Here is a 16,494-nt window from a genome sequence, read left to right as displayed (position 1 = left end):
GACGCCGTACTCCTGGCCGAAGATGAACGTGTTCTGCGCTGTCGGCAGGCCCGCGCACACCACCACGGCGAGCAACTGTGGCGCCGACAGGTGCAAAGCCAGCCCGGCCGCGTACGCGATGACCGGCTGTGCGACGAGCTTCAGCGCGGTGATCACAGCCAGCTCCAGCTTGGTCGGCTCTGCTCGCGACGGCGCCGTGCGGTGCAGTGACGCGCCGAGCGCGACCAGGGCGGTCGGAACCGCGGCGCCCGACAGCAGGGTGAGCGACGCGCCGGCCGCCGACGGCAGATGCAGGCCGGCAGCCGAGCACGCGACACCGAGCAGCGACGCCAGGATCACCGGGTTGCGTACCGGCAGGGAGGCGATACGGCGGACCCGTACCCGCCCGGCCGGGTCGCTGTGCCGATCCAGGGCGACCAGGATCACGGGCGTCACCACCAGCACCTGCAGCAGGACCACCTCCGCCAGGAACGACACGTCGCCGAGGACCTGCGTTGCGATCGGGATGCCCAGGTTCGCCGAGTTCACGTACCCGGCGGCCATGCCCCAGATCGGCCGTTCGCCGGGCTCGCGACCGAACAGCCAACTCGCGCCGACCCAGCCGAACCCGACGACCGCGGCAGTGCTCAGCCCAAAGGCGAGCAGCGAGCGGCCGGCGAACCCGGAGAGCGGCATTCGGGACAGGGCCAGGAACAGGGCGGCCGGCATCGCAAGATGGAACACGAACCGGCCGAGCACCGACGCCACCGCCTCGCCCAGCAGACCCCAACGACAGGCCGCGTAACCGACCGCGGTAAGGATCCAGATCGGTACGAACGCCGACACCAAACTCATACGGGCGTCACCGGCGGGCGGGCGTCGCGCCGGCTCAGGGACTGGCGGGCGTCCGGGGCGTACGAGCCGAGAAACCCGGCGACAATCTCGCTCTCAGTCCTCGAGTGGATCCCAGTGGTTGCCATAGCGCAGCAGTGATTGGGCCAGGTCGGGGTGAGCGGCCGCCCACACGGTGTCGAACAGAAACCACTGCTGGTACCCGAATGACTGACCACAGTGCATGGTGACTTGGGCGAGATGTTCGTCGACCTCGATGCGCGACGCGTCGGGGCGTCGGCCGTCGACGTATCGGCCCGTTGTAAGAAGCTCCATGGCTTCGCGGTGGGCGGGGCCGTGCTCGTTGGGCAGGTCGGGCCACGGGTCGGCGTTGAGGTTGAAGCCGGGCCATCTGTTGCACCGCTCCAGCGCCGGCCTGATGGCGTCTTCTTCGGGCGCGACGAGTGCTCGCAAGACCAGCAGCTCGGGTGGCCATTCTGCACCGCTGTCGGGGTCCGCGGTCCGGAGATGTCCGGCCAGTTCCCGCAACCCGACCCCCGGGAATACCAGCGGCTGGGAGCAGGCGAGGCTTTCGCTGTCGTAGAACGTGAGGAACACCGCGTACGTGCTGGCGTCACCGGTACTGGCGGGCGTAACGACTGTCACCGGCACATCGGCGACGAACGACGTCGACTCACCTTCCGCGCCAGGCAACGGCCACGACTGGAACAGGTATGCCAACCGGTCGGGGGCGGTCGCGACCACCTCGTCATCGAGGAAGAAATAGGCCAGTTCCACCTCGTCGTCATCGGTCCGTACCCGGAGGCTGTGATCGTCGAGGCGGATGGAGTCCTCGTCACCCTCGACGTACAAGTGCTCATGCAGGAGCTCGCGCAGCTCGCTGGTCGTTGCCGCCCGAGACAGGCCGTGCTTCCGTGCCGCCTCGAAGATCGAATCGAGGCCGTAGACGTCACCGCCCAGCTCGTTCTCGACCCAGGACTCCGGATCGTCGCAGTCCCAGCCTCGCCGGAACCAATTCAGCACGGTCTCGTCCGGCAGCCGCCGGACCCGCTTGCTCAACTGGCCCTCGTAGTGAGAGCGATACACGAAATGCACGGCATGACGGTACTGCAGCCGGTCACGCGGATGTGGACGGCCGGAGCACACTCTTCTGCCGCCGTTGGCGCAGCGCCGGTGGGGAGACGGCTATCGGCTGCCTGCCGGCTGGAATAGAGATCTACTCTCAGACCACCCTCAGTAAGGTGGCAGTGGTGCGGCCGGGCGTACCGCCGTGAAGTCGCAGTGCTCGTACCGGGTGGCGGAGAGCAGTAGCAGCCACTCGTCACAGCCCTGCCACGGGTAGAGGTCGGCGGCTCCGCCGCGTACGGTCCGGGGCCCGTCGCCGGTCCGTGGTCGCCGACATTGGATTCTGCCGATGACCATGCACCGCGCCACGTAGTCTTCGACTGTGGACACAACGGCCCTCACACCCCGCGTGCTGGTGATCGGGTTGGATCCGTATCGGGTGCCGGGGCCGTGGGACCCCAAGCCGGTCGCAGACGGCATCGAAGTCGGCAGGGCCCGATTCGTCGAACACAAAGTGGGGGCTGAGTTCTGCCTGTTCGGCCTCGACGGCAGCGACGATGTGGAGGCGGTGGTCACCACTGCCCTGTGCGCCCAGCCCTGGGAGTGCGTCGTCATTGGTGGCGGGGTGCGCAATCAGCCGGAACTGTTCGAGCTGGTGGTCAATCTGGTGCGTCGGCACGCGCCCGAGGCGGCGATCGCCTTCAACGCCACCCCGACGGACACGTTCGACGCGGCCGCCCGCTGGGTTGAGGTGCCCGGATGATCGCTCATGCCGGGACTTCGCCACCGGCGCTGCCCCGGCCTCCAACGACGGAGACCGGGGCAGCGCCGCGTTACGCGTACGTCAGCTGCAGCCGCTGGTGGAGCCGCAGCCCTCGCAGACGTAGCAGCTACCGGCGGGGCGCATCTTCGTACCGCAGGTGAAGCAGAGCGGCGCGTCGGCGGCCTTGCCGATCACGGCCTCCAGCAGTTCGGTGCTGGAACCCACGCTCGGGGCCGGCTTGGCGACGGCCACGTCGGCCATCTCCTGGGCCGGCTGAGCGACGGCCTCGGTCTTGGCCGGGGCCTCGACCGGCGCCGACGACGCCATCGCGGTGAGTTCCGCGCCGGTGACGGCGGCGGCCTCCGCGTCGGCCTCGGCCCGCAGCTGGGCGGCCCGCTCGCTGGCGGTGAAGATGCCCAGCTCGGCGCGGCGCTCGTAGGGCAGGAAGTCCAGTGCCAGGCGACGGAAGATGTAGTCCATCACCGAGGCCGCCATGCGCACGTCCGGGTCGTCGGTCATGCCGGCCGGCTCGAAGCGCATGTTGGTGAACTTGCTGACGAACGTCTCCAGCGGCACGCCGTACTGCAGGCCGATGCTGATGGCCACCGAGAAGGCGTCCATCACGCCGGCCAGGGTCGAGCCCTGCTTGGACATCTTGAGGAAGACCTCGCCGAGGCCGTCGTCCGGGTAGGACGACGCGGTGAGGTAGCCCTCGGCGCCGCCGACGGAGAAGCTGACCGTCTCGGACGTGCGCTTCTTCGGCAGGCGCTTACGCACCGGCCGGTACTCGATGACCTTCTCCACCGCGGCCGGCGCGGCGGCTGCGGTCTCGACGGCGGCCGGCGTGGTGGCCTTCTTGGACTTGGCCACCGAGAGCGGCTGGCCGACCTTGCAGTTGTCCCGGTAGATCGCCAGCGCCTTGAGGCCGAGCTTCCAGCCCTCGAAGTAGATCTTCTCGACGTCCTCGACGGTGGCCGCCTCCGGCATGTTGACCGTCTTGGAGATGGCGCCGGAGACGAACGGCTGGATCGCCGCCATCATCCGCACGTGGCCCATCGGGGCGATCGACCGCTCGCCCATCGCGCAGTCGAACACCGCGTAGTGCTCCGGCTTGAGGCCCGGGGCGTCCACCACGTGGCCGTGGTCGGCGATGTGCTCGATGATCGCCTCGACCTGCTCCTCGGGGTAGCCGAGGCTGCGCAGGGCGCGCGGCACCGTCTGGTTGACGATCTGCATCGAGCCGCCGCCGACCAGCTTCTTGAACTTGACCAGCGCCAGGTCCGGCTCCACGCCGGTCGTGTCGCAGTCCATCATGAAGCCGATCGTGCCGGTCGGGGCGAGGACGCTGGCCTGCGCGTTGCGCCAGCCGAACTTGTCACCGATCTTGTTGCCCTGGGTCCACTGCTTGGTCGCCTCACGGACGATCGCGGTGGCCACCGGGCTGGTCGGCTTGATCTCGTCGTTGGCCGCGGCGTGCTTGCGCATGACCCGCTTGTGCGGCTCGGCGTTGCGGGCGTAGCCGTCGTACGGGCCGACGACGCCGGCCAGCTCGGCGGAGCGGCGGTAGGCGGTGCCGGTCATCAGCGACGTGATCGACGCGGCGACCGAGCGGCCCTGGTCCGAGTCGTACGGCAGGCCGGTGGCCATCAACAGGGCGCCCAGGTTGGCGTAGCCGATGCCGAGCTGCCGGTAGGCGCGGGTGGTCTCACCGATCTTCTCGGTCGGGAAGTCGGCGAAGCAGATCGAGATGTCCATCGCGGTGATGACGAACTCGACGGACTTGACGAACTTCTCCACCTCGAAGCCGCCGTCGGCCCGGAGGAACTTCATGAGGTTGAGCGAGGCGAGGTTGCACGAGGAGTTGTCCAGGTGCAGGTACTCCGAGCACGGGTTCGACGCGGTGATCCGCCCGGTCTCCGGGCAGGTGTGCCAGTCGTTGATCGTGTCGTCGTACTGCAGGCCGGGGTCGGCGCACTCCCAGGCGGCCTGGGAGATGGTGCGGAACAACTTCTTGGCGTCCACGGTGTCGATCACCGAGCCGTCCAGGCGACCGCGCAGGTCAAAGCCGCCGCCGTTCTGCACGGCGGTCATGAACTCGTCCGAGACGCGGACCGAGTTGTTGGCGTTCTGGTACTGCACGCTGACGATGTCGGAGCCGCCGAGGTCCATGTCGAACCCGGCGTCGCGCAGCGCGCGGATCTTGTCCTCCTCGCGCGCCTTGGTCGCCACGAACTCCTCGATGTCCGGGTGGTCCACGTCGAGGATGACCATCTTGGCCGCGCGCCGGGTGGCGCCACCGGACTTGATGGTGCCGGCGGAGGCGTCCGCGCCGCGCATGAAGCTGACCGGGCCGGAGGCGGTGCCGCCGGAGGAGAGCAGTTCCTTGGAGGAACGGATCCGGGAGAGGTTGACCCCGGCCCCCGAGCCGCCCTGGAAGATCCGCCCCTCCTCCTTGTACCAGTCGAGGATGGAGTCCATCGAGTCGTCGACGGAGAGGATGAAGCAGGCGCTGACCTGCTGCGGCGACGGCGTGCCGACGTTGAACCAGACCGGCGAGTTGAAGCTGAACACCTGGTTCAGCAGCATCCAGGTCAGCTCGTGGGCGAAGACCTCGGCGTCCGCCGGGCTGGCGAAGTAGCCGTACTCCTCGCCGGCGGTGCGGTAGGTGGTGACCACCCGGTCGATCAGCTGCTTGAGCGACCACTCCCGCTCCGGGGTCCCCACCGCGCCCCGGAAGTACTTGGTGGTCACGATGTTCGCCGCGTTGACGCTCCACGACTCCGGGAACTCAACCCCACGCTGCTCGAAGTTGATCGAGCCGTCCCGCCAGTTCGTCATCACGACGTCGCGGCGCTCCCAGGACACCTCGTCGTACGGGTGGACCCCCTCCGTCGTCCACACCCGCTCGATCTTCAGCCCCGCGCCTGCCTTGTTCCGTGAACGGCTCGTTGTCACGCCGTCGCCCCCCTCGTCTGCGCGGTCACCCACCGCGCGTCCTGATCTTTCGAAAAACAGTGAAGTCAACTGGTACGGCCGGCGGCCTCAACCGCGTCGGCCCGGCCCTGCTCCCGGGCTCGCGCCACGGCCCGCAACGTCTCGATCTCGCGCTCAAAGTCGGCGAGCGAGTCGAAGGAGCGGTAGACGCTGGCGAACCGCAGGTAGGCGATCTCGTCCAGGTCGCGCAGCGGGCCCAGGATCGCCAGGCCCACCTCGTGACTGGGGATCTCGGCGGCCCCCTTGGCCCGGACGGTCTCCTCCACGCGCTGCGCCAGCAGCGCGAGTGAGTCGTCGTCCACCGGCCGGCCCTGGCACGCCTTGCGCACCCCGCCGATGATCTTCGTACGACTGAACGGCTCGGTCACCCCGCTGCGCTTGACCACCGCGAGGACCGCCTCCTCGACGGTGGTGAACCGCTTGCCGCACTCCGGGCAGGAGCGCCGCCGCCGGATGAGCTGGCCGTCGTCGGCCTCCCGCGAGTCGACCACGCGGGAGTCGGCGTGCCGGCAGTACGGACACCGCATCGCCCAACCTCCAAAATCATGATCAACCGCGGACACTCCGGGCACTCCCGGACACGGCTCGCCACGGCGGCACCACCCTCGGGTGACGCCCGCCGTGATCAACGTTACGGGAGTGCGGTCGGTAGTCGAACCCAACCTGTAGGCAACTTACGCCCGTGTCACTACTACATCTAGGGGTTGACCGTATGTCGCTGGCGAACCCGGGTCAAGTCGACCGGCGTGTCCGGCGCGTCACGGACCATCCGGTCCTCCGCACCTGCCACCTCACCGCAGAACCAACGCCGGGAACCCGCTCCGGTTACCGGCCGCACGGCCGGAACGCCCCGGAAAACAGCCACCGATCGAACATCCGTGCTACTCGACGTACCATTTATCAGAACATCCGTACGACCGGAGCGGTTTTTCACCCCGACACGCCGGTGAGAGGTCGTACAGATGTTTGAAAATGACCGATCTCACCTATACGGTCATGAACAACATGGCACCACCGCACGCACCACGAGCCGACGAGGCACCCAGCGCCGACCAGGGAGGACGGACGTGACCGAAGACCGGGCCAGCCGGCCGAAGAGCCCGCAGCAGATCACCGAGGCGGGCCCGCCGGCCACCCGACGCCGCAGCGCCGCGCGCAGCCGGACGGGTCAGCCTGCCGTGCGCCCGGTCACCCCGGTGGTCAGCGCCTTCCCCGACCCCGCGACGGTCGACCTGACCGCCCGCCAGCGCCGCATCCTGGAGTTCATCCGCACCTGGGTCGACCGGCACGGCTACCCGCCGAGCGTCCGTGAGATCGGCGAGGCGGTCGGCCTGGTGTCCCCGTCGAGCGTCGCCTACCAGCTCAAGGAGCTGGAGAAGAAGGGCTTCCTCCGCCGCGACCCCAACCGGCCCCGAGCGGTGGACGTCCGTGCCCCCAGCGAGGCCATCGACGACGAGTTGTCCCGCGCCCAACGGCCCACCCCGGCGTACGTGCCGATGCTCGGCCGCATCGCCGCCGGTGGGCCGATCCTCGCCGAGCAGGCGGTGGAGGACATCTTCCCCCTGCCCCGCGAGCTGGTCGGCGAGGGCGAGGTGTTCATGCTCCAGGTCAAGGGTGACTCGATGCTCGACGCGGCGATCTGCGACGGCGACTGGGTGGTCGTCCGGCAGCAGCCGACGGCCGACTCGGGCGAGATCGTGGCCGCCATGCTCGACGGCGAGGCCACCGTCAAGACCTACCGGCGACGCGACGGGCACGTCTGGCTGATGCCGCAGAACCCCGCCTTCGACCCGATCCCCGGCGACGACGCCACCATCATGGGCCGGGTTGTGGCGGTGCTCCGCCGGATCTGACCGGCCGGCGCGCGGGTGAGTGGCCCCACCGCGCTCACCCGCGCGCCGGACCGATGCGCTGACCGTGTCAGTAGCGGTCGCCCCGCTGGCCACGGCCGCCCCCGGGATACTGCCCGTACGGGTCGCCGGGCACGTCGCCGTCCCGCCGACGGCCGGGCCGCTGGCCCCGGTAGTCCGGCTCCTGCCCACCGCGCCGTGGCGGCTCCGCCCGACCGCCGCCGGGCTGACCACCACCGCCGCCGTACACCCCGCCGCCCGGTCGGCCACCGGCACCGCCGGGTGGACCTCCGGGGCCGCCGGCACGGCCGCCACCGTAGACACCGCCCCCGACCGGAGCACCGCCGCCACCACCGCCGGGGCGGGCGGGGCCGTAACCGCCGCCACCCCCCTCACCGGCTGGGCGCGCACCGCCGCCGCCGTACACGGCACCGCCAGCAGGAGCGGGACCGCCCCGGCCGGAACCACCGCCGTAGACGCCGCCATCGGCCGCCGCCCCGCCGTACACGCCGGTGCCGGGACGGCCACCGCCGGGCGGGGCGCCCTCGTCCCGCCCTGCGCCGCGCCGGTCGTCCCGGTCATCCGTCGAGTCCGAATCGTCGGCCGCCGGTGGCCGGCGGCGGGCCCGCAGGATGCCGACGATGCCGGCGCCGACGAGCAGCAGACCGAGCACGCCGACCGCGCCCACGAGGTAGGTGATGTCATCGAGACTGAGCCCGTCGATCCAGGACTTCTCGGCGGCCGGGTTGGCACCCCCGGGAGCGGCAACGGGCGCGGCCACGCTGTTGGACGGCGTGTAGCTCAGAATGTCGACGGGCTCGTCCGCGGTGAGCTGCCCGCCGTCGGAGACGGTGACGAAGGTCTTCCCGTCCGGGGTGTAGGAGATCGCCTCACCGAACGGGTCGGCCAGTGGCGTCACCCGCGGCTTGCCGGTGGTGAGCGCCCCGACGATGTTGCCGTCGGTCACGTCGTACTCGAAGGCGTCCGCGTACGTCCGGACGACGACGCGGCTGCCGTCCGGCGATCGGGCGGCCCCGGTGACCGCGAGCCGCCCGTAGACGCTGAGCGGGTTCTCCGTGGTGGTCTTCGGCAGCTTGATCTCGCCGACCTTCTTCATCGGCACCGGCGCGGTGTCGCCGTTCTTCAGCTTCGCCGTCGGGGTGTAGATCTCCGCGTTGCCGCTCGACACCTTGGTGATGATCAGCGGAAGGCCGTCGGCCCCCACCAGCAACGCCTCGGCGTCGTGCGGCTTGTTCTCGGGGTAGGAGAGCCGGTGCAGCACGGGCTGCTTCGTACCGGTGATCGGCATGGTCCAGACCGCGATCCGCGACCGCCGCTCCTTGTTGGTGGTGTTGTCGCCGATGTCACCGATCCACAGGGTGTCGCCCTTCGGCGACACGGCGAGGTCCTCGGTGTCGAACGGCCCCTGACCCGAGTAGCGGACCGGCTCCTTGACGACCTTGCACTTGCTGTCGAGGAAGAAGATCCGTTTGCGCGCCTCAACCTCGGTGCCGTCGTTGATGACGATGTAGCCGGTCTTGGTCGCTACCAGCCCGGACAGCTCCCGCAGCCGCTCGTCGGTGACCGAGCAGCGCTTCTTGCCGGGGGTGGCGCCGGGCGGCTGGGATGATCCGGGAGCGGGAGCGGCTACGGCGACTCCGGCCAGCGCCACGGTTGCCCCGAGCAGGCCGAGGGCAACCGTGACCGAGGAAACAACGCGGCGCATTCGGCCAGTGTCGCATGCCGCGCGTTTCCGGTGGATGACGCCGGGGCCGCTCAGGGCCGGCTGCCGACCGCCTGGCCCTCGCGCTGCACGTCGAACGGCGCCAGCTCGGCGGCGAGCGCCGCGCTGACCCGAACGTGCAGCAGGGTGCCCTCCGGCAGGTGCGACGTGCTGAGCACCTCGCCCGTGCGGTGCACCCGGGACACCAGGTCACCCCGGTCGTACGGCAGCACGGCCCGGACTTCCACGGCGGGTTGCGGCAGCCGCTCCTCGATCGCCGCCCGCAGGGCGTCGATCCCCCGCCCCGAGTACGCCGAGACGAAGATCGCCTCGGGCCAGAGTCGCTTGAGCCGCAGCAGCGCGTCCTCGTCGGCCGCGTCGGTCTTGTTGACCACCAGCAGCTCGGGCAGCCGGTCCGCGCCCACCTCGGCGAGCACCTCGTGCACCGCCCGGACCTGCTCCTCCGGATCCGGGTGGGTGCCGTCGACGACGTGCACCACCAGGTCCGCCTCCGCGACCTCCTCCAGCGTCGAGCGGAACGCCTCGACGATCTGGTGCGGCAGGTGCCGGACGAAGCCCACCGTGTCGGAGAGCGTGTAGAGCCGCCCGTCCGAGGTGGTGGCCTTGCGGGTGGTCGGGTCGAGCGTCGCGAAGAGCGCGTTCTCCACCAGCACGCCCGCGCCGGTCAGTCGGTTGAGCAGGCTGGACTTGCCGGCGTTGGTGTAGCCGGCGATGGCCACGGCGGGCACGGAGTTGCGGGTGCGACGGGCGCGCTTGGTGACGCGTACCGTGCGCATGCTCTTGATCTCGCGGCGCAGCCGGGAGATGCGGTGACGGATGCGCCGACGGTCGGTCTCCAGCTTGGTCTCACCGGGACCACGCACACCCACACCGCCGCCCGCGCCGCCGCCCCGGCCCGAACCACCGGTCTGCCGGGAGAGCGTCTCACCCCAACCGCGCAGTCGGGGCAGCAGGTATTGCAGCTGGGCCAGCTCGACCTGCGCCTTACCTTCCTTGCTCTTGGCGTGCTGGGCGAAGATGTCGAGGATCAGCGCCGTCCGGTCGACAACCTTGACCTTGGTGCGCTGCTCCAGGTTGCGCAGCTGCGACGGCGACAGCTCACCGTCACAGATGACCGTGTCGGCGCCGGTGGACAGCACCACCGCGCCAAGATCGTCGACCTTGCCGCGACCGATGTACGTGGCCGGGTCGGGTCGGGTACGACGCTGGATCAGCCCTTCGAGCACCTGCGAGCCGGCGGTCTCGGCCAGCGCGGCCAGCTCGGTCAGGGAATTCTCCGCGTCGGTGACCGTGCCCTCGGTCCAGACGCCCACCAGGACGACCCGCTCCAGTCGCAGCTGGCGGTATTCCACCTCGGTGACGTCGGTGAGCTCGGTTGACAGGCCCGGAACGCGTCGCAGGGACTGTCGCTCCGACAGCTCCATCTCGCCAGTGGTGACGTCGTCGAACTCGTCCTCGACGGGGACGAAGCTCTCCTGGTCTCGCAAGCGGTTCTCCTGTCCGAAATGATGAGTAGAACGTAATCCTGACATGGCACAACGCCGAACGCACCTGCTATATGCCCGTGCTGGAGGTCGCCAAAAGTGGGGGCGAATACCGGTCGACCTCGACAACCCGGTAGAAATGCGGGGGCGGCGGCCGACCGGCCGCACAGCCGTGACGGAGGGACCCCGTGGCCATCACCCGACTGCCGAGCGCCGGATTCTCGATCACCATCCGGATCGCCGTGACCGCGGACGCGTCCTCGATCGGCCGGCTCACCACCTCCGTCGGCGAGGCCGGAGCGATCGTCACGGCGCTGGACGTGGTGGACTCGGACCCGACCAACGTGATCGTCGACCTGACCTGCGACACCGCCGACGCCGGTCACGCCGACCAGGTGGTCGAGGCGCTGACCGCGCTCGACGGCGTGGACGTGCGCAAGGTGTCGGACCGCACCTTCCTCCTGCACCTCGGCGGCAAGATCGAGGTGACCTCCAAGGTCGCGCTGCGCAACCGTGACGAGCTGTCCCGGGCGTACACCCCGGGGGTGGCCCGGGTCTGCATGGCGATCGCCGAGAACCCGGCGGACGCCCGACGGCTGACGATCAAGCGCAACACGGTGGCGGTGGTCAGCGACGGCTCCGCGGTGCTCGGGCTGGGCAACCTGGGCCCGGCCGCGTCGCTGCCGGTGATGGAGGGCAAGGCCGCGCTGTTCAAGCGCTTCGGCGGGGTGGACGCCTGGCCGGTCGTGCTGGACACGCAGGACACCGACGAGATCGTGCAGATCGTCAAGGCGATCGCGCCCGCGTACGGCGGGATCAACCTGGAGGACATCGCCGCGCCGCGCTGCTTCGAGATCGAGGCCCGGCTGCGCGAGGCGCTGGACATCCCGGTCTTCCACGACGATCAGCACGGCACCGCGATCTGCGTGCTGGCCGCGCTGACCAACGCGCTGCGCGTCGTGGGCAAGCAGCTCGCGGACGTCCGGGTCGTCGTCTCCGGCGCCGGCGCGGCGGGCACCGCGATCATGAAGCTGCTGCTGCGCCAGGGCGTCGGCGACATCATCGCGTACGACCGCCAGGGCGCCCTGCACCGCGGGCTGACCGACCTCAACCCGGCCTGGCAGTGGCTGGCGGAGAACACCAACAAGGAGAACTACGCGGGCGACCTGCCCGGCGCGATCCGGGGCGCCGACGTGTTCATCGGGGTCAGCGCGCCGAACCTGCTCACCGGCGACGACATCGCCGGCATGGCGAAGGACGCCATCGTCTTCGCGCTGGCCAACCCGGACCCGGAGGTCGACCCCCGGGAGGCGCGCAAGTACGCCGCGGTGGTCGCCACCGGGCGCTCGGACCAGCCCAACCAGATCAACAACGTGCTCGCCTTCCCCGGCGTGTTCCGCGGGATGCTTGACGCGCACGCCGAGGAGTTCACCGAGGAGATGGCGATCGCGGCCGCCCGGGCCATCGCCGACGTCGTCGGTGAGGAGAAGATCAACCCGACGGTGATCGTGCCGAGCGTCTTCGACTCGCGGGTCGCCCCGGCGGTCGCCGCCGCCGTCCGGGCCGCCGCGAACAACCCCAGCCCTCTCCCGGCAGCCGACCCGGGCCCCACCGACCTCCCCGAGATCGCGGCCAACGCCAGCGCCACCCCGTAACGCACGAACCGCCGGGCACCCGACCCCGCCCCTCCGTCGATCATGAAGTTATTGCCATGACACGCCGAGCAGGCTGGCAATAACTTCATGATCGACGCGGCGCGCCCGCGATGTGGGCGCGGTGGGTCAGAGGAGGCGGTGGGTTGGGTTGGTCAGCGCGGAAAGGCTGATCTCGCCCGTTGCCACCAGGACGGCGGGGCCGGACAGCCAGCAGGAGTTTTCGGTGACCGTCACCGTCAGGCGGCCGCCGGGGACGGCGACGGCGACCACACCGGTGTCGCGGCCGGCGTCGCGCAGGGCCACCGCGCCCACCGCGCAGGCACCGGTGCCGCAGGACAGGGTCTCGGCGCTGCCACGCTCGTACACCCGCATCAGGGAGTGCCCGTCGGTGCCGTCGACCGGGTCGCCCGCCACGATGAACTCCACGTTCACGCCGGCCGGGAAGACCTCCGGGTCGAACCCGGGCGCGACGGTGAGATCCAGCGCGGCCAGTTCCACGCCCGCCGGCAGGACACAGACCAGGTGCGGGTTGCCGATGTCCACAGCCGTGCCGGGCAGGGTCAGCCCGCCCAGGGTGGCGGTCGAGGAGCCGTACACCTGGGGGCGGCGCATCTCGACGGACACGGCGTCGCCCTCGACCAGCGCGCGCACGACGCCGGCCCGGGTGGCCACCGGCAGCGCCGCGCCGGCCGGCGTGGCCAGCTCGTTGTCGAGCAGGTAGCGCACGAAGACCCGCGCGCCGTTGCCGCACATCTCGGCGAACGAACCGTCGGCGTTCCAGTAGTCCATGAACCACTCGGCCTCGCCGGCCAGCCCGGCGCCGTCCGGATGCTTGGCCGCCCGGACGACCCGCAGCACGCCGTCCGCGCCGATGCCCCGCCGCCGGTCGCAGAGCGCCGCGACCAGCTCCGGGGTCAGGTCGAGCTGACCGTCCGGGTCGGGCAGGAGGACGAAGTCGTTGCCGGTGCCGTGGCCCTTGGTGAACTCCACGCCCCCATCATCGCGCAGCGGCCGGCACCAGACGCAGCGCGGCCCCGATCAGGTCCGGCGTCGCCGAGTCCAGCCACTGGATCCGCGGGTCGCGCCGGAACCAGGACCGCTGCCGCCGAACGAAGCGCCGGGTGGCCCGGACGGTCTCGTCGTGCGCCTGCGCCTCGGTCAGCTCACCGTCGAGCAGGCGCAGCACCTGCTGGTAGCCGAGCGCCCGGCTGGCCGTTCGTCCCTCGGCCAGCCCTCGACCCACCAGCTCGCGGGTCTCGGGCACCAGACCGTCGGCCCACATCCGGTCCACCCGCAGCGCGATCCGCTCGTCCAGCAGCCCGGTGTCCAGGTCGACGCCGAGCTGCACCGACGGGTAGTACGGGGTCGGCTGCGGCAGTGACGCGGCGAACGGCGCGCCGGTCAGCTCGATCACCTCCAGGGCCCGCACGATCCGCCGGCCGTTGCCGGGCAGGATGCCCTCGGCGGCCACCGGGTCGGCGGCGCGCAGCCGCGCGTACAGCGGAGCCGGGCCGACCTCGGCCAACTCCCGTTCCAGCCGCTCGCGCAGCGCCGCGTCGGTGCCGGGGAACTCGAAGCGCTCCAGCACCGCCCGCACGTACAGCCCCGAGCCACCCACCAGCAGCGGCACCCGTCCCCGGGACAGGATGTCGTCCACGGCCGCGCGGGCCAGCCGCTGGTACTCCGCGACGCTGGCCGGCTCGGTGACCTCCCAAATGTCGAGCAGGTGGTGCGGCACCCCTTCCCGCTCGGCGGGGGCCAACTTGGCGGTGCCGATGTCCATGCCCCGGTAGAGCTGCATCGAGTCGGCGTTGACCACCTCCCCGTCCAGCGCGTGCGCGAGCGCGATGCTCAACGCCGACTTGCCCGCCGCCGTCGGGCCGACCACCGCCACGACCGTGCCGACCGGGACCGCTGCGCCGCCGGTCACGCCCGCTCCCAGGACGCCACGAAGTAGGCCACGCCGTAGGGGGCCGAGTCGTGCAGCAGCTCGCCGCGCCACCCCGCGCCGCTCGACCGGGCCGCCTCGGCGAGCACCTGCCACGACGCCCGGCCGGCGACCTTCAACTGCCCCGACAGACCCGCATCCAGGTCGCGCAGGGCGTCCAGGTCCGCCTCGGCCAGGGCCGCGGCGACCCGCTTGTCGTACGGCAGGGCGCGCTGGTCGTCGTACCCGGGGGCCTTCTCCCCCCGGCAGGCCGACCCGTCGCCGAGCACCAGCAGTGCCACCCGCTCGCCCGCCGCGGCGACCTGCTCGGCGAGCGCGGCCACCTCCACCGGCCCGGCGTCGGCGGTCACCTGCACGGCGGTCACCGCCGCGGCGGCCACGGCGGGACGCACGGCGTGCCGGGCCAGCAGCCACGCGCCGACCGTCAGGCTCAACGGCAGCACCGCGCCCCGGTCCGGCTGACCGGGGATCAGGGGCACGTCCAGGTCGACGCCCCAGGGCTGCAGGGAACCGGTGGCCGGGGGCCGGATCGGGCCGGTCGACGGGCCGACGCCGAGCAGCACCACCGCGTCCGGATCGGCGGCCAGCAGTCGGCGTACGGCGAGGTCACAGGCCGCCCGCAGGTCGTCCAGTTCGCTGGCGGCGGCACCGGCAACCTCGGGCACGAGCAGGGGCGGATGCGGGCAGACAGCGGCGGCGACCAGTGGCACCCGTTCACCGTAGCGGGAATGCCCGGTGCGTCTCCGCGCCGATCCGGTCAATCAGGCTCTAGGACACCGTATGGTCACGGTCGGCGATAGGCGCTCGACGGGGACCGGGTCGGACCTGTGACAATGCCGGAAGTAACTTGGCTGCGCCGTGGCGGCGACGGGGGACGGCTCCCTCGACGCCGGGAGAACGAGGATGGGCACATGAGCGACTGGACTGCCTTCGGACGGGTGGACGCGGACGGCACCGTTTACGTCAAGACCTCCGAGGGCGAGCGGGTGGTCGGATCCTGGCAGGCGGGAGCACCGGAGGAGGGTCTCGCGCACTTCGCACGCCGCTTCGCCGACCTGGTCACCGAGGTGGACCTGACGGAAGCGCGGCTCAACTCGGGCGCGGCGGACGCCGGGCATTCGTTGAGCACGATTCGGCGGATCCGCACCACGCTGCCCGAGGCCCACGTGGTCGGCGACATCGACGCCCTGGCCGCTCGGCTGGACAAGCTGGCGACCCTTGCCGAGGAGAAGGCCGGGGAGGCCCGGGCCGCCCGGGACGCCGCACGCGTCGAAGCCCTGGCCCGCAAGACCGCGCTGGTCGAGGAGGCCGAGAAGCTCGCCGCCGAGTCCACCGGCTGGAAGACTGCCGGTGACCGGCTCAAGGACATCCTCGACGAGTGGAAGACCATTCGCGGGGTCGACAAGAAGGCCGACGGTGAGCTGTGGAAGCGGTTCGCCGCCGCACGGGACGGGTTCACCCGGCGTCGGGGCGCCCACTTCGCCTCGCTGGACGCGACGCGCAAGCAGGCGCAGACCGTCAAGGAAGAGCTGGTCGCCGAGGCCGAGAAGATCAAGGACTCCACCGAGTGGGCGGCCACGGCCAACCAGCTCAAGGAGCTGATGACGCAGTGGAAGGCCGCCCCGCGTGCCTCCAAGGAGGCCGAGCAGAAGCTCTGGGAACGGTTCCGGGCCGCGCAGGACGCCTTCTTCAGCCGGCGCAGCGAGGTCTTCTCCGCGCGGGACAACGAGCAGCGCGGCAACCTGGAGCGTAAGCAGGCGCTGCTGGCCGAAGCCGAGGCCCTGGACATCGACGCTGACCCCAAGGGCGCCCAGGCCAAGCTGCGGGACATCCAGGCCCAGTGGCACGAGGCCGGCCGGGTGCCCCGCGAGGCGGCCGCCGGGCTGGAGCGCCGGTTGCGTGTCATCGACGACAAGGTCCGCGACGTGATGGACTCGGCGTGGCGCCGCACCACCAAGGAGGACAATCCGCTGCTCGCCCAGATGCGGGCCCAGGTGGCGGAGGCCGAGGAGCGCCTGGCCCGGGCGCAGAGCGCCGGGGACGCTCGCCGGATCAAGGAGGCCGAGCAGGCCCTTGCCTCCAAGCGGCAGTTCCTCCAGCTCGCCGAGCAGGCCGGCTGACCTGACGCTGTCCGAGAGCCCCCGGTCCCCGCAAGGGACC

General features: G+C 71.0%; 14 protein-coding genes. 4 read left to right on the top strand and 10 right to left on the bottom strand.

Features of this window, described 5'->3' with window-relative positions:
- The 3 genes from AB0J68_RS10770 to AB0J68_RS10760 all read right to left on the bottom strand — a co-directional run.
- Positions 1–834: AEC family transporter (locus tag AB0J68_RS10770; RefSeq protein ID WP_363937765.1), on the bottom strand; the 834-nt coding region annotated here is incomplete at its 3' end.
- Positions 835–927: 93 nt separating this feature from the next.
- Complete coding sequence (locus AB0J68_RS10765) at positions 928–1,926, bottom strand: hypothetical protein (RefSeq protein ID WP_363937763.1); 999 nt, start codon at positions 1,924–1,926, stop codon at positions 928–930.
- A gap of 138 nt (positions 1,927–2,064) precedes the next feature.
- Positions 2,065–2,286: a hypothetical protein gene (locus tag AB0J68_RS10760; protein WP_363937767.1), complete on the bottom strand. Its 222-nt coding sequence runs from the start codon at positions 2,284–2,286 to the stop codon at positions 2,065–2,067.
- Here AB0J68_RS10760 and AB0J68_RS10755 point away from each other — a divergent pair.
- Positions 2,279–2,659: a hypothetical protein gene (locus AB0J68_RS10755; protein ID WP_363937761.1), complete on the top strand. Its 381-nt coding sequence runs from the start codon at positions 2,279–2,281 to the stop codon at positions 2,657–2,659. The genes AB0J68_RS10760 and AB0J68_RS10755 overlap by 8 nt on opposite strands.
- An 81-nt stretch (positions 2,660–2,740) precedes the next feature.
- Here the strand turns inward: AB0J68_RS10755 and AB0J68_RS10750 are convergent, their stop codons facing one another.
- Together AB0J68_RS10750 and nrdR are read right to left on the bottom strand one after the other, a co-directional pair.
- Positions 2,741–5,647 (bottom strand): vitamin B12-dependent ribonucleotide reductase, encoded by a 2,907-nt coding sequence (locus AB0J68_RS10750; protein WP_363937760.1) that lies wholly within the window; start codon positions 5,645–5,647, stop codon positions 2,741–2,743.
- Between the two features lie 32 nt (positions 5,648–5,679).
- A complete protein-coding gene (gene nrdR, locus AB0J68_RS10745; protein ID WP_234587987.1) occupies positions 5,680–6,180 on the bottom strand; it encodes a transcriptional regulator NrdR in 501 nt (166 codons plus the stop codon).
- A 540-nt stretch (positions 6,181–6,720) separates the two neighbouring features.
- Between nrdR and lexA the strand changes: the two genes are divergently transcribed.
- Positions 6,721–7,506: a transcriptional repressor LexA gene (lexA, locus tag AB0J68_RS10740; RefSeq protein ID WP_355064023.1), complete on the top strand. Its 786-nt coding sequence runs from the start codon at positions 6,721–6,723 to the stop codon at positions 7,504–7,506.
- A gap of 67 nt (positions 7,507–7,573) precedes the next feature.
- On the opposite strand, the gene AB0J68_RS10735 is transcribed toward lexA, so the two are convergent.
- Both AB0J68_RS10735 and hflX read right to left on the bottom strand, forming a co-directional pair.
- Positions 7,574–9,229, bottom strand: a complete 1,656-nt coding sequence (locus tag AB0J68_RS10735) for a hypothetical protein (protein WP_355064025.1) — start codon at positions 9,227–9,229, stop codon at positions 7,574–7,576.
- 50 nt (positions 9,230–9,279) lie between these two features.
- Positions 9,280–10,734, bottom strand: a complete 1,455-nt coding sequence (gene hflX / locus AB0J68_RS10730; protein ID WP_354862366.1) for a GTPase HflX — start codon at positions 10,732–10,734, stop codon at positions 9,280–9,282.
- Between the two features lie 185 nt (positions 10,735–10,919).
- Here hflX and AB0J68_RS10725 point away from each other — a divergent pair, with 185 nt between their 5' ends.
- Positions 10,920–12,386 carry an NAD-dependent malic enzyme gene (locus tag AB0J68_RS10725; protein WP_354862368.1) on the top strand — a complete coding sequence of 489 codons (1,467 nt, stop codon included), beginning with the start codon at positions 10,920–10,922 and terminating at the stop codon, positions 12,384–12,386.
- 126 nt (positions 12,387–12,512) lie between these two features.
- Here AB0J68_RS10725 and dapF read toward each other — a convergent pair whose 3' ends face one another.
- Genes dapF through AB0J68_RS10710 form a run of 3 tightly spaced genes read right to left on the bottom strand, consistent with a single transcriptional unit; the run spans position 12,513 to position 15,044 of the window.
- The gene (gene dapF / locus AB0J68_RS10720) at positions 12,513–13,376 is read right to left on the bottom strand and encodes a diaminopimelate epimerase (RefSeq protein WP_363937756.1); all 864 of its coding nucleotides are present in this window, start codon (positions 13,374–13,376) and stop codon (positions 12,513–12,515) included.
- A 7-nt stretch (positions 13,377–13,383) separates the two neighbouring features.
- Entirely contained in the window at positions 13,384–14,316 is a 933-nt protein-coding gene (gene miaA / locus AB0J68_RS10715) for a tRNA (adenosine(37)-N6)-dimethylallyltransferase MiaA (protein ID WP_363937754.1), read from the bottom strand.
- On the bottom strand, positions 14,313–15,044 hold the full coding sequence (locus tag AB0J68_RS10710; RefSeq protein WP_363937752.1) for a hypothetical protein: 732 nt from the start codon (positions 15,042–15,044) through the stop codon (positions 14,313–14,315). The genes miaA and AB0J68_RS10710 overlap by 4 nt, the downstream gene beginning before the upstream one ends.
- A 201-nt stretch (positions 15,045–15,245) precedes the next feature.
- Between AB0J68_RS10710 and AB0J68_RS10705 the strand changes: the two genes are divergently transcribed.
- Positions 15,246–16,454, top strand: a complete 1,209-nt coding sequence (locus AB0J68_RS10705; protein ID WP_363937750.1) for a DUF349 domain-containing protein — start codon at positions 15,246–15,248, stop codon at positions 16,452–16,454.
- Positions 16,455–16,494 lie beyond the last annotated feature (40 nt).

It is taken from the genome of Micromonospora sp. NPDC049580 (genome assembly GCF_040675595.1).
Taxonomy (GTDB): domain Bacteria; phylum Actinomycetota; class Actinomycetes; order Mycobacteriales; family Micromonosporaceae; genus Micromonospora.
Note: the sequence above shows the minus strand (reverse complement) of the source record. Positions and strands in the feature narration are given on the sequence as shown.

Bases quoted from the DNA above. Each gene is read 5' to 3' on its own strand.
- AB0J68_RS10735 (WP_355064025.1), bottom strand. From the start codon at position 9,229: ATGCGCCGCGTTGTTTCCTCGGTCACGGTTGCCCTCGGCCTGCTCGGG.
- AB0J68_RS10705 (WP_363937750.1), top strand. From the start codon at position 15,246: ATGAGCGACTGGACTGCCTTCGGACGGGTGGACGCGGACGGCACCGTT.
- nrdR (WP_234587987.1), bottom strand. From the start codon at position 6,180: ATGCGGTGTCCGTACTGCCGGCACGCCGACTCCCGCGTGGTCGACTCG.